The following is a 12,393-nucleotide window of genomic DNA, read 5'->3' as shown; positions in this document are numbered from 1 at the left end:
GGTTACCGCTTGAGGATGGTGACGCACAGCGCCGCGACATCGCCGTTGATGTAGCCCCCGCCGTTCTCCGCCACGCCGATGCGGGGATCGCCCGGCACCTGCCGCGCCTCGCAGCGGCGATGAAGCTGCTCGTAAAGCTCGACGACCTGCGCGATGCCCGTCGCGCCGATGGGGTGCCCCTTGCGCAGCAGCCCGCCCGACGGGTTGACGATTGTGCGCCCTTCCCCGCCAAGCGCGGTCATGCCGCTCTCGATGAAGCGGCCGCCTTCGCCCGTGGCGCACAGCCCGAGATATTCGGTATGGAGGATTTCCGAGGACGCGGAGGCATCGTGCAGTTCGACCACGTCGATGTCCCGCGGGCCAATCCCGGCATCGGCATAGGCGCGGGCGATCGTCTCGTGGAACACCAGCGATTCCTCGCCTTCGGGATAATCCCAGCTGGTCTGGAGGTTCGAGGCGACGATCCGCACCGGATCGGTGATCCCCAGTTCGCGCGCCTTCTTTTCGCTGACAAGGACCACCGCCGCCGCACCGTCACCGATCGGCGAGCACATCGGCAGGGTGAGCGGCCAGACGATCTCGCGTGCGGCCAGCACTTGCTCCACGCTCACGATGTCGCGGAATTGCGCGCGCGGATTGAGCGCACCGTGGCGCGAATTCTTGGCCGGCACCGCCGCCAGCTGCTCGCGGGTGGTGCCGTATTTCTGCATGTGCGCGATCGCCTCGGTCGCGTAGATGTCCATGAACAGCGATCGGCTGGCCGCCGTCGCCGGATCGGGCTTCAGCCCCACCGCCGCCATCTTGCGATCGATCAGCGCGGCCAGGCCGTCCATGTTGCCGACATCGACCGCGCCGGTGAACACCGAGAACGTCCGCGCCTTGTCGGCGTGGACCAGCTTCTCGTAACCCACCGCCAGCACCACGTCGTACAGCCCTGCGCTGACCATCGCCGCCGCCTGATTGAGCGCGGTCGAGGCCGTGGCGCAGGCGTTCTCGATATTGATGACCGGGATGCGCCCCATGCCCATCGCGCGCAGCACCACTTCACCCGGCACGCAGACCTGCCCGGTGATCGTGCCCGCCGCAGCGTTACCCATATAGGCCGCCTCGATCGCGCCCGGCTCAAGCCCGGCATCGGACAGTGCGGCGCGGATAGCTTCACCGGCCAGATCGCTCAAGGCACGGTCGGGGAACTTGCCGAAAGCGGTCATCCCGCCCCCGGCAATGATGGCATTCATCTTCATCGGTCAGGTTCCTAGAGGAGATCGGGATCCATCATCTGGTAGCCGCCCTTGATCGACAGGATCTCGTTGCAGCCGTCCTCGATCATCGAAGCACGGGCATCGCGCAGGATCTTCTCGATCGGGTATTCGCGGGTGTTGCCGTTGCCGCCGAGCATCTGCAGCGCATCGGACGCCACCTCGAACGCGGTCTGCGTGGCGGTAACCTTGGTTGCCATCGCCGACTGGAGCGACGGCATCGGCGCGGTCATGTTGTACATCGCCACCCGGCGTACCAGCGCGCGCGATGCCTCGACCTTGCGGTACATATGAAACAATCGCTGGGCGACCGACTGGTGGCGATAGATCGGGACGCCGCCCTGCTTGCGTTCATGCGCGTACTTCCACGCAATCTCGAACGAGGCGCGCGCCGATCCGGTCCAGATCGCGCCCATCTGCCCGTTGGCCTCGCAATGGATCGCATAGACCGCACGCTGGAATTCATCGGGCCCGGCGATGATGTGGTCGGCGGACAATTCGACATTGTCGAAGAAAATCTCGCCCTGCGGCAAGGGACGCTGGCCCAGCTTGTCGATGAACTTGCCACGACTGATGCCCTTGGCGTTCATCGGCACGATCATCACCACGCCGTTTTCGGGGTCGGGACCGTTGCCGCGATCCGCCGCCGCATACAGCACGCAGACGTCCGCGATCGGGCCGTTGGAGACCCAGGCGGATTTCTGGCCGTTGATGATGACCTTGTCGCCCACGATCTTCGCGACGCAGTTGGGACGCCCGTACTGGCCTTGCGGATGGAAGATCTGCTTCGACGGATCGAGCGAGTCCGATCCATGGTCGGGCTCGGTGATGGCCCAGCAGCCGATCAGGTCGACCGGGTAGCGTTGCAGCAGATATTCCTTGCCGAACATCAGCGCCAGCAACGGCGGTAACTGGCACGCGCCGATGGTGACCGACAGCCCGCCATCACCCCAGCCGAACTCTTCCATGATGATCGGCAGGACTTTGCCCAGATCCTCGGGCGGCAAGGCCCCGAGCGTGACCGGGTTGATGTCGAGCGCAAGGTATCTGGGCCGGAACTCGGTGTAGTACGGCGAATCCTTGGCAAGAATCTGCTCAGGCGTCAGCTTGTCCAGCGCCTGCCCCACCGGGCGCATGACATCGCGCGCAAACGCGTGGGCCATGTCCTGGAAGGCCGTTTCGGTCTCGGACAGCGGCGGCTCCGCACCCGTCATGCCGAGCTTGACCTTGGGCTGGCGGGGCCACGAGAGCGGCCCCACCGTCGGTGCCGCCGATACATCGGCGACGCTGTCGATCACGTTTGCCATATCGCTGTCCTCGCGCATCAGAACTTGACCCGACCGGTGACGAACCACTCGGCCGGGCGGCTGTAGGTGCCGTAGGCGAGACCGCCTGCCACCTGGTTCTGCCCGGTCGTCAGGTAGCGCGCGTTGGTGATGTTGGTGGCGCCGCCGACCAGCTGCCAGTGGTCGCCGGGCGCCTTGTAGGTCAGCGAGGCGTTGAGCACATCGGTCGCAGGCCGCAGCAGCAGCACGGTGTTCTCGGTGTCGTTGAACAGCGAGCTGGTGTGCGTGTAGTCCGCCGAAAACAGCAGGCTGCCGTGATCGCCAAGATCGACGGTGTATTCAGGGCTGAGCGTGAACTTCCATTCGGGCGTCTTGGGCAGCGACGATGCCAGCGTCACCCCGGTCACGAACGGCGACAGCGACGAATAACGCGCATGGGTGTAGCCCAGGTTGGCGGCGATGGTCAGCGCGGGGAGCGGACGCGCCTGCAGTTCGGCCTCGAACCCGTAGATGTGCGCATTGCCCGCGTTCTGCAGCGTGGGCGACGTGCCCACCTGGAAGTTGAGCTGGATGCCCTTGTAGTCGGTGTAGAACCCGGCAAGGTTGAACACGACCTTGCGGTTGAGGAACTGCGACTTGATGCCGCCTTCATACGTCGTCGCCTTTTCGGGGCCGAACGTCGGCGCGCTGGTCCCGGCGGGCTGCGGCGTGGTCAGGCGCGTGGTCCAGCCGCCGGTCTTGTACCCGCGCGAGAACGAGGCATACATCAGGAGGTCGGGGTTGGCCTGGAATTCCAGCCCCACTTTGGGCGAGAAGTTGTTGAACGACTGCTGGAACCCGCCTGCGGGAGCCACGGGATAGACCTGGTAGATGTTGTTCGGGTTGGGATAGCAGAACAGGCCCGGCGGAATGCCCTGCAGCGACGGCACTGCGGCACCGGCGGTGCACAGCGAGGCCTGGCTCGCCGTCGTGGGCGCGTAATAGCCGTTGAGCTTGTAGAAGATGCCGTTGGGATCGGACTGCAGGCCGGTGAAGTGCTTGTTCTCATGCGTGTAGCGGCCGCCGATGGTGATGCTCAGCTGGTCGGTGACTTTGTAGTTGAGGTGGGCGTAGCCGGCGTAGTTGGTGGTCCGCAGGAAGTTCTGCCCGTCGATCTGGAGCAGGCCCGCCGGGAACGTCACGAGATCGTGGAGGTTGCCGCCTTCGTTGAAGTAATACAGGCCGAACACATAGTTGAGGCGGTTTTCGATCGCCTTGCCGGTCAGCTGCAGTTCCTCGCTGAACTGGTGCTGGTTCTCGTCGAACGAGGTCTGCAGGATCGGCAGCGGCGAACCGTCCTCGTCCTCGGCCGATTGCCAGTGCAGCTTGCGATAGGCAGTGACCGACTTCAGCGCCGCGCCGCCGAGTGACAGGTCGATGGTCAGCGAACCGCCATAGTTGCGCAACCGCGAGAAGTTGTTGCCCGTGGCGTAGGACGTGTCCTTTGACGGCGCGATGAACTGGTCGCCGTAGAACAGCGTCGGGCTGGTCGCGACCAGGCCGCCCAGGCTGGTGCCGTTGACGATGTTGTTGCAGATGCCCGCCGTGGCAAACGGCGGCAGCGCGCCGGCGATGCAGCCATTGTAGAGCGGGCCGAACACGTTGCTGGGATCGGCGGGGTTGGTGAATGTCTTCAGGACCGTGCTGGCGACGCCGTTGTTGTTCTGGTGCAGGTAATCACCCGACAGCGTGAACGACAGGTCGGGCGTGGCCTCCCACAGCAGCTTGCCGCGCATGCTGTACTGGTTCTCGCCGCCAAAGCTGTTGGGATGGCCCGAACCGAAATAATTGAAGTTGTCGGCGACTACGCCGCTCGCGAAGCCGGGGAAGCCGATCTGCTTCTGGTAACCATCGTTGTTCTTGGTCGAGAAGCTGAACGAGGAATACAGCCCGGTTGCCAGCGGAATGTTGATGACGCCCTTGGTGTCGATGCGGTGGAACCGACCGCCGGTCACTTCGAACTTGGCGCCGAACTCGCTGGTCGGCTTCTTGGTGTTGATCGAGATGGCGCCGCCAATGGTGTTGCGCCCGAACAGCGTGCCTTGCGGCCCTTTGAGGATTTCCACGCGGTCGATATCGAGCAGGTCCTGGTTCGCGCCGACCGAGCGCGCGAGATAGACGCCGTCGAGATAGACGCCCACGCCCGGATCGAGGTTGAAGGCGAAATCGTTCTGGCCGATGCCGCGGATGTAGGCCGAAAGCACGGCCGACGATCCGGCAAACGGCGTGCCCGCGTCCAGCGTGACGTTGGGTGCCAGGTTGCCGATCGCGGTCACGTCGGTGACGCCCTTGGTCTCGAGCGAAGCGGCGGTGAACGCGGTGATCGAGATCGGCACGTTCTGGATGTTTTCGGCGCGCTTCTGTGCGGTCACCACGATCTCGGCGATGCCACCATCGTCCTTGGCCTGCGCCGCCTGATCGGGCGCGGTCTGGGCCGAGGCGGTCTGCGCGGTGAGCGATACGGCCGCAACACCGGCGAGAAGCGCGGGCGTGACGCTGCGCTTGGCCCATGAGAATGATTTCATTGGTTTACCCCTCCACTGCACGTCAGTTCGATCCGACGGCTTTTGAATTTCAGGCTGGATCATGACCGACAGCACGCCGCAAGTCTGCGCGATTGCGGCCCAAATTGTTTGCATTTTGGGAACCGGGTGCATTATTCGCTGCAGCAAGGCAGGATACCGCACGCAACCTGCGTGTACATTCATATATCTGTTATATAATCATATTTTTTGCATTTTGGGTAGTTTTCTGATCGTTTCTCATCTCCACCACCCAGCAACGATTTGCATTTTCTGATGAAGTTTTCTGATGACAAGGATGGGCCATGCGTCGGCGGAGACTCGAACGAACCGGTGATTTCGTTCCCATCGCGGGCGGCAAGTCGGCGTGGGAGGCGGGCCTTTCGGACGTGTTCGTCGAACTGGAATTCCAGCAGGTCGATCCTGCAGCCCGCCTGGTCGGCAGGATGTACCCTTATCCGTTTGGCGATCTGACGTTCATTCGCGCTGTCACCCGTGGCGGCGCGCATCGCGTGATCCGTTCCGCCCGCACGATTGCCCAGTCGAGCCACAACAACTATTTCATCGGCTTCCTCCTCGCGGGCGAAGCGACTTTGTCGCAAGCGGGCCACCAGGCAGACTTGCAACCCGGCGACATCGCCATCCTCGACAGCACGCGCGAATACACCATCGAAGTCCCGCGCAGCTTCGACGCGCTTTGGGTGCGCGTGCCGCGCTATCGGCTGGAAGGGCGCCTGCGATCCTCGTCCGATGTGATGGCCCAAAGGCTTGATGGCAGCGCCGGAACGGGTCACGTCGCTTCCACGATGCTGCACACCGCGCTGGAAGAAGCGCCAAGGATCGAGCCTGCCGAGGCGAACCGCATCGCCAATCACCTCCTCGACCTGATCGCGATGAGCCTGGGCAACCAGGTCGGGACCAGCCCCGACCGGACCAGCAACCACCAGAAGTCGACGCTGCGCCGGATACAGGAGTATATCGAACAGCGCCTCGACGATGAAGACCTGTCGCCGAGCGCAATCGCCGGGGCGCACGGCGTAAGCATCCGCTATGTCAACAAACTGTTCGAACGCGAAGGCGCCTCGGTTGCCCGCTGGATCAGGACACGGCGGCTGGAAAATTGCCGGGCCGATATAGAAGACCCGGACAAGTCGGCGCTGAACATCAGCGAAATCGCGTACCAGCACGGCTTCGGCAACATCAGCAACTTCAATCGCGCGTTCCGCAGCCGTTTCGGTGTGTCGCCACGGGCACTGCGCGGCGATGCAAGGCAACGATGATGCAAAATGCCCAAAATCGCAGTCGGTCGGAGCAGATTTTGCAAAAAAATCACGGTAACGGACAAAAATCGCAAAACGCAACTTCCCATACGTGAACGTCCGCCCATCAGGAGTTGAATGCGCAAAGTGGCCGGGGCTGATCCCAGATTGTTCCATGCGGCTTGATTGACTGGCATCGATTGCGCATAGTGCGCGGGGTTAGGAAATCGCCATCATGGAAATGCAGCAAGTCCGCTATTTCCTCGCCGTGGCGAAGACCCTCAACTTCACCCGCGCGGCCGAGCAGTGCCATGTCACCCAGCCCGCACTGACTCGCGCGATCCGCCAGCTTGAGGAGGAACTCGGTGGCGAGCTCATCCGGCGCGAAGGGCGGCTGAGCCACCTCACCGACCTCGGCATGCGGATGCTGCCGTTGCTGACCCAATGTCATGACAGCGCGCTGGGTGCCAAATCGCTGGCGGCGCAAGTGCAGCGCGGCGAGGTCAGCGTGCTGGCGGTGGGGATCACCCGCTCGTTCGATCTCGACCTGCTGCTGCCGTCGCTGAATGAAGTCCGCGCTGCCTTTGCCGGGCTGCAGTTGCGCGTGATGCGCGGCAACGGAGCCCAAATTGCCGAGTGGCTCAAGATCGGCGAGATCGAGGTGGCGATTGGCGGCGCGCTCAGCGAAGGCTGGGACCGGCTCGATTCGTGGCCCCTGTTCGCCGAGGCGTTCGAGCTGGTCATGGCGGCGGACTTTCCGCAGGGCGCTGACGTCGAGCCGGCAGCGGTCGGCGGCGACGCGCGGTTGCTGGTCCATGCCGATGCCGAAGAGATTCCGTCCGACGTGCTTGACCGGGCGGGCCTGTGCCGCGACCGGGCGCATGAAGTGACCTGCGCGCGCGATCTGGAGGTGCTGGTGACGGCCGGATTCGGCGTTGCGATGTTGCCGGCGAGCGCGATGCGGCTCGATCACCTGCATCGCACGCGCTGCCCTGAACCCGGCCACACGCGCACGGTGGCAGCGCATGCAACTGCCGGGCGCGCGCGCTCGGATGCGGCAGCGGCCTTGCTCGCGCTGGTTCGTGCTGCGGACTGGTCGGCGCTTCAGTCCTACTGACGTCAGGCAGCGGCCGTCACGGCGGCGAGCAGCGCATCGAGCTCCATCCGGCGGCGATAGTCGGGATCGACGTGGCGCGATCGGACAATGCCCGCGCGATCGACGACGAACACTGCCGGGATCGGGACAATCCACTGGCCGCCGCCATGATAGGCATGAAGATCGCGTCCCGCGTTCCGGTGGAATCTGGCCAGATCGTCGTCGAGCCACACAGCCAGCCCGAGGGACAGCGCATATCCCGCATCGATATCGGTCAGGAACGGGAACCGCGCGCGCGACAGGTCGCGCATCTGGCGTGCATATTGCGCAATCTGCGGCGAGATCGCGTGGAGTCTGGCCGGACCGAGCCGGTCCTGGATCTCAGCCAGCGCGGTCATGCTCACCTTGCAGAACGGGCACCAGTGGCCGCGATGGAACACCAGCACCGCCGGACCCTGGCGCAGGATCGTGTCGAGGCTGACGAGGTGCCCATCGTGATCGGGCATGAGGAACGGCGGCATCGGATCGCCCACACGCGGCGCGGTCTCGCCGGCTTTGGCCGCCACCAGCCGGGCGACGAAGCGTTCGAGTGCGGCGATGTAGCCGGGACTGCGCGCACGGGTCGCCTCGGCCTCGCGCATGAGGCGCGAGGCGAGGGGCTCGGGAAGCATGTCTGCGCGGCGATCGGGTGGTGCATCGGGGATCGGGCTGTCCTCCATGGACTCCACCCTAGCATAAAAGCCGCCAGCGACGTCCGCCGCGTTCATGCGGGCACCAATTGCGCGGGGGGCGGGACTACCGGCTCAGCTGCGTTCACCGGCACCGGCTCGATCTCGCCGGTGATCAGCCGCGCATGGCGAGCGTAGGTCAGGTAGTTCCACAACAGGCCCCAGCCCACGCTGAACCGATTGCGGAAGCCGACCAAAAAGAAGACATGGATCATCGACCAGATCAGCCAGGCGGCAAGCCCTTCGACCTGCCACCGACCGAAGTCGATGACCGCGTGGCTGCGACCGATGGTGGCCAGGTTGCCATAGTGGCGATAGCGAAAGCTTGGCGGCGGAGCGCCCGTCTCGGCCGCCAGGATCGCGCGCGCCACATGTGCACCCTGTTGCTTGGCGACGGGGGCGATGCCGGGCAACGGGCGACCGTTGGCCCCATTGCAACTGGCGGTATCGCCGATCACGAAGATGCGGGCATCGCCTGAGGGATGGAAGTTTTCGTCCACGGCGACGCGCCCCGACCGGTCGGATTCGTGGCCCAGCCACTTTGCCGCGGGTGAGGCCATGACGCCCGCCGCCCAGACCGCGGTATGTGCCGCAATCGTCTCGTCGCCGAGCATCACGTGATCGCAGCCGACCCCCGTCACGGCGGTATCCAGCCTGACCTCGACGCCCAGCTTGGTGAGATCGCGCAGCGCGGAGGCAGACAATGCTTCAGGGAACGGTTCGAGCAGGCGCTTGCCGCGATGGACCAGCACCACGCGTGAGCAATGCGGCGTGATCGAGCGGAAATCGCGGCTGACCGAGCGGTGCGCCAGCTCGGCGATGGCCCCCGCGAGTTCGACCCCAGTCGGGCCCCCGCCGATCACCACGAATGTGAGCAAGGCCGAACGGCGCACTTTGTCGGTCTCGGTCTCGGCCCGTTCCAGCGCGAGCAGAATCTTGCGCCGGACGGCGGTGGCATCCTCGATCGACTTGATGCCGGGGGCATGAACGGCCCAATCATCGCGCCCGAAATAGGAATGGCGCGCACCGGTCGCGAGCACCAGCCAATCGTAGGGCAGGTCGCGCCCGCTTTCCAGCTTCACCACGCGTGCCGTCCGATCGATGCCGCACACCGCGTCGAGGATGACCTGCACGTTGCGCTGTCTGCACACGATCGCGCGGACCGGCCCGGCGATGTCGGCGGGCGACAGCGCCGCGGTCGCCACCTGATAGAGCAGCGGCTGGAACACGTGGTGGTTGCGCCGGTCGACCAGCGTGATGTCGACATCGGCACCATCGAGCGCGCGCGTGGCGGCAAGTCCGCCGAAGCCCGCGCCGATCACCACCACGCGCGGGCGCCTTATCGGGACGGCAGCGACTGGCCGGGTCTGGCGGAAAAGGCTCATGGCAGTGCTCCTCGATGGGGGGCTGCAGAGGTGCCGCCCGCGAAATGTCGCGCTGTTTTCGCTTAGGCACGCGGCGGTTGAAAATGCCGATTGGTTTGCGGTTCCATGCCGGAAAGTCATCGGTCGCAGCGCGCTGCCATGCCTTTCGTGCATCGAACCGATGAAGCCTTGGAATTGGCGCAAGGTCGCCGATCCGGGGCAATGTCCTGTCAGCCGGGACGGTCCCGACCGGCTCAGCGGTGATCCGATCTGCCCGTGGCAGCATCCTCGCCGTCCCTCTCACCGGGCCAGCCATTGAAGAAAAGGACGCCTGCCATGAACAAGACCCTCTCGATCGCCAGCGCCGCACTCGCCGCCACGCTGTTCGCCGGCATCGCCCATGCCGGCCCGGTTGCGCCGCAGCCGACCAAGGAAAAGTGCTTCGGCATTTCGCTCGCCGGCAAGAACGATTGCGCGGCGGGTGCGGGCACCAGCTGTGCCGGTACGTCGCACTCCAACTACCAGGGCAATTCCTGGAAGTATGTCACCAAGGGCACCTGCGCCTCGATCAAGACCCCCAAGGGCATGGGCTCGCTGACCCCGCGCTGACCTCTCCCAGATGACCCCAAGCGCGAGCTGAGGAGCACGCTGCCATGATGACCCCCACCGCCGGGATCGGCTTCAAGGCCCAGCACTTTGCTGACGCGCTGAATGCCTGCCAGTCGGCTGATACGTCTGCCGACGGCACGGCGGTGGGGCTGTGGTTCGAGGTTCATGCCGAGAACTACATGGTTGCGGGTGGGCCGCGGCTGGCGATGCTGGCCGCGCTGCGCGAGGCGGCCGATCTGTCGATCCACGGCGTGGGCTTGTCGCTCTCCAGCCCTGACCGACCCGATCGCGATCACCTTTCCGCGCTGGCCCGGCTGGTCGGGCGGTTCGAGCCACAGCTGGTCTCGGAACACCTTGCCTGGTCGCGCGAGGACCACCGCGCCTATCCCGACCTGCTGCCATTTCCCCGCACCCACGAGGCGCTGGACGCGACTTGCGCGAACATCGCCGAAGCGCAGGATGCCTTGCGCCGGCCGATCCTGATCGAGAACCCCTCGCTCTACCTCACCATTACCGGCCATGACTGGAGCGAGCCCGATTTCCTGCGCGAAATCGTGCGGCGCACGGGCTGCGGGTTGCTGCTCGATCTCAACAATGTCCACGTCAGCGCGCACAACCTGGGGTTCGATGCGGCGGCCTATATCGACGCCATCCCTGCCGCAAGCGTCGGCGAAATTCATATTGCCGGGGCCGAAGCTGATCCGACGCTCGACCTGCTGGTCGACAACCACGGCGCCCCCGTCGCCGCGCCGGTGTGGTCGCTGCTTGCGGACTTCGTGATGCGGCACGGCTCGCGCCCGGTACTGCTCGAACGCGATCGCGACGTGCCCGATTTCGCCACCTTGATGGTTGAACGCAACCGCGCAACCCGGCTGCTTGCACCGCAGGCAAAGGTCATGGCCCATGGCTGATCTGGCTACCTTCCAGCGCGAGCTGGCCGCTGCGCTCGATCGCCCGCAGCAGGGCCCGCTGGCGATCTACCGCAACACCGTGCTGCTCGGCGCGGTCGATGCGCTGGCTGCCAACTATCCGGTGTGTCGTCGCCTGGTCGGCGACGAGGGCTTCGCGCCGCTAGCGACCGAACATGCGGTCGCCCACCCGCCCGAACACGCGGTGCTGGCGCACTATGGCGCACACTTTGCCCGCTGGCTCGCGGATCATCCAGTGAGCGAGGAACTGCCCTATCTGGCCGACGTGGCGCAGTGCGAACGCCTGTGGGTCGAAGCGCTGCACGCGGCTGATGCGCCGATGCTGGAGCCTGCGGACTTGCAGACGCTGGGCCCCGAGGCGTTTCTTGCAACCCGACTGGCACTCCATCCCGCAACGCGTTTTGCATGGCTGGCGACCCCGGCCATGCCGATCTGGCTGGCGCATCAGGACGACGACTGCGCCGAGTGCGCACCCGATTGGACCGGGTTCGGCGCGCTGTTCACACGTCCGGCGCTGGTCGTGGTCGGCCATGCGCTCGATCAGGCGCAGTACGCGCTCCTCGTGCGGCTGGCCGATGAGGAAAGTCTGGGAACCGCAAGCGCGGCCGTAGCGCACGAATTTCCCGATGCCGATCTTGCCGGTGCGTTCGCCCTGCTTCTCACCAGCGGCGCATTTGCCGCGATGTTGTCCTGAAACCGTTAGCTCACGAAAGGCCAAGACGATGACCACAACCACTTTCAACGCCCCGACTTCCGATACCATCCTTGCCACACCGCGCACGCGCGTGACCACGCTGCTGGGTCAGGTCCTGTCGCCATCCTTGCTGCTGCTCGTCCAGCGGCTGGGCATCGGCGCCGTGTTCTTCCTGTCCGGCCGCACCAAAGTCTCGGGCGTCTTCACCATCACCGACAGCGCCTATGAACTGTTCCGCACCGAATATGCCTTGCCGCTGATTCCGCCCGAAATCGCCACGGTGATGGCGACCGTTTCGGAACACCTGTTCTCGATCCTGCTGTTTCTGGGCCTGTTCACTCGCGTTTCGGCAGCCGCGCTGCTGGGGATGACACTGGTGATCGAGGTCTTCGTCTATCCCGATGCCTGGCCGACGCACCTCAGCTGGGCGGGCCTGCTGCTGCCGCTGATCGCCATGGGCGGTGGACGTCTCTCGCTCGACGCGCTGTTCTTTCGCAAGACGGGGTAGCGGCCGAACTGCGAGGTTCAAATTTCATCCGTGGCAGAAAGTGGACCGTTTGCATTCGGACCAGCTTCGCGAGCCTGGATCGGAACAGCGGTCGTCCCAT

Annotated in this window: 11 protein-coding genes; 6 read left to right on the top strand and 5 right to left on the bottom strand. The window is 64.9% G+C overall.

The features are described from left to right. Window positions 1-2 precede the first annotated feature (2 nt). The 3 genes from NL2_RS08140 to NL2_RS08130 are packed head-to-tail and all read right to left on the bottom strand — an operon-like array spanning window position 3 to window position 5,109. The gene (locus tag NL2_RS08140) at window positions 3-1,244 is read right to left on the bottom strand and encodes a thiolase family protein (protein WP_068073590.1); all 1,242 of its coding nucleotides are present in this window, start codon (window positions 1,242-1,244) and stop codon (window positions 3-5) included. Window positions 1,245-1,255: 11 nt separating this feature from the next. Further along, window positions 1,256-2,566, bottom strand: a complete 1,311-nt coding sequence (locus NL2_RS08135) for an acyl-CoA dehydrogenase family protein (RefSeq protein ID WP_084355979.1) — start codon at window positions 2,564-2,566, stop codon at window positions 1,256-1,258. 17 nt (window positions 2,567-2,583) lie between these two features. Further along, on the bottom strand, window positions 2,584-5,109 hold the full coding sequence (locus NL2_RS08130; protein ID WP_068073588.1) for a TonB-dependent receptor: 2,526 nt from the start codon (window positions 5,107-5,109) through the stop codon (window positions 2,584-2,586). Window positions 5,110-5,411: 302 nt separating this feature from the next. Between NL2_RS08130 and NL2_RS08125 the strand changes: the two genes are divergently transcribed. Both NL2_RS08125 and NL2_RS08120 read left to right on the top strand, forming a co-directional pair. Beyond that, window positions 5,412-6,386, top strand: a complete 975-nt coding sequence (locus tag NL2_RS08125) for an AraC-like ligand-binding domain-containing protein (protein WP_068073587.1) — start codon at window positions 5,412-5,414, stop codon at window positions 6,384-6,386. Window positions 6,387-6,600: 214 nt separating this feature from the next. Next, the gene (locus tag NL2_RS08120; protein WP_068073586.1) at window positions 6,601-7,482 is read left to right on the top strand and encodes a LysR family transcriptional regulator; all 882 of its coding nucleotides are present in this window, start codon (window positions 6,601-6,603) and stop codon (window positions 7,480-7,482) included. Window positions 7,483-7,484: 2 nt separating this feature from the next. Here NL2_RS08120 and NL2_RS08115 read toward each other — a convergent pair whose 3' ends face one another. Both NL2_RS08115 and NL2_RS08110 read right to left on the bottom strand, forming a co-directional pair. Continuing rightward, a complete protein-coding gene (locus NL2_RS08115; RefSeq protein ID WP_068073583.1) occupies window positions 7,485-8,180 on the bottom strand; it encodes a peroxiredoxin-like family protein in 696 nt (231 codons plus the stop codon). A gap of 44 nt (window positions 8,181-8,224) precedes the next feature. Then, entirely contained in the window at window positions 8,225-9,574 is a 1,350-nt protein-coding gene (locus NL2_RS08110; RefSeq protein ID WP_068073580.1) for an NAD(P)/FAD-dependent oxidoreductase, read from the bottom strand. A 315-nt stretch (window positions 9,575-9,889) separates the two neighbouring features. Here NL2_RS08110 and NL2_RS08105 point away from each other — a divergent pair, with 315 nt between their 5' ends. From NL2_RS08105 to NL2_RS08090, 4 genes are read left to right on the top strand one after another with little or no spacing between them, the layout of a single operon-like run. Beyond that, on the top strand, window positions 9,890-10,162 hold the full coding sequence (locus tag NL2_RS08105) for a BufA1 family periplasmic bufferin-type metallophore (protein WP_068073578.1): 273 nt from the start codon (window positions 9,890-9,892) through the stop codon (window positions 10,160-10,162). 44 nt (window positions 10,163-10,206) lie between these two features. Next, window positions 10,207-11,073: an MNIO family bufferin maturase gene (gene bufB, locus NL2_RS08100; protein ID WP_245647618.1), complete on the top strand. Its 867-nt coding sequence runs from the start codon at window positions 10,207-10,209 to the stop codon at window positions 11,071-11,073. Continuing rightward, window positions 11,066-11,785 carry an HvfC/BufC N-terminal domain-containing protein gene (locus NL2_RS08095; RefSeq protein ID WP_068073576.1) on the top strand — a complete coding sequence of 240 codons (720 nt, stop codon included), beginning with the start codon at window positions 11,066-11,068 and terminating at the stop codon, window positions 11,783-11,785. The genes bufB and NL2_RS08095 overlap by 8 nt, the downstream gene beginning before the upstream one ends. Before the next feature lie 28 nt (window positions 11,786-11,813). Then, complete coding sequence (locus tag NL2_RS08090; RefSeq protein WP_068073574.1) at window positions 11,814-12,293, top strand: DoxX family protein; 480 nt, start codon at window positions 11,814-11,816, stop codon at window positions 12,291-12,293. The last annotated feature ends 100 nt before the right edge of the window (window positions 12,294-12,393 follow it).

This window comes from Novosphingobium lentum NBRC 107847 (genome assembly GCF_001590965.1).
In the GTDB taxonomy this organism is placed as follows: domain Bacteria; phylum Pseudomonadota; class Alphaproteobacteria; order Sphingomonadales; family Sphingomonadaceae; genus Novosphingobium; species Novosphingobium lentum.
Note: the sequence above shows the minus strand (reverse complement) of the source record. Positions and strands in the feature narration are given on the sequence as shown.

Bases quoted from the DNA above. Each gene is read 5' to 3' on its own strand.
- NL2_RS08140 (WP_068073590.1), bottom strand. From the start codon at position 1,244: ATGAAGATGAATGCCATCATTGCCGGGGGCGGGATGACCGCTTTCGGC.
- NL2_RS08135 (WP_084355979.1), bottom strand. From the start codon at position 2,566: ATGGCAAACGTGATCGACAGCGTCGCCGATGTATCGGCGGCACCGACG.
- NL2_RS08130 (WP_068073588.1), bottom strand. From the start codon at position 5,109: ATGAAATCATTCTCATGGGCCAAGCGCAGCGTCACGCCCGCGCTTCTC.
- NL2_RS08125 (WP_068073587.1), top strand. From the start codon at position 5,412: ATGCGTCGGCGGAGACTCGAACGAACCGGTGATTTCGTTCCCATCGCG.
- NL2_RS08120 (WP_068073586.1), top strand. From the start codon at position 6,601: ATGGAAATGCAGCAAGTCCGCTATTTCCTCGCCGTGGCGAAGACCCTC.
- NL2_RS08115 (WP_068073583.1), bottom strand. From the start codon at position 8,180: ATGGAGGACAGCCCGATCCCCGATGCACCACCCGATCGCCGCGCAGAC.
- NL2_RS08110 (WP_068073580.1), bottom strand. From the start codon at position 9,574: ATGAGCCTTTTCCGCCAGACCCGGCCAGTCGCTGCCGTCCCGATAAGG.
- NL2_RS08105 (WP_068073578.1), top strand. From the start codon at position 9,890: ATGAACAAGACCCTCTCGATCGCCAGCGCCGCACTCGCCGCCACGCTG.
- bufB (WP_245647618.1), top strand. From the start codon at position 10,207: ATGATGACCCCCACCGCCGGGATCGGCTTCAAGGCCCAGCACTTTGCT.
- NL2_RS08095 (WP_068073576.1), top strand. From the start codon at position 11,066: ATGGCTGATCTGGCTACCTTCCAGCGCGAGCTGGCCGCTGCGCTCGAT.
- NL2_RS08090 (WP_068073574.1), top strand. From the start codon at position 11,814: ATGACCACAACCACTTTCAACGCCCCGACTTCCGATACCATCCTTGCC.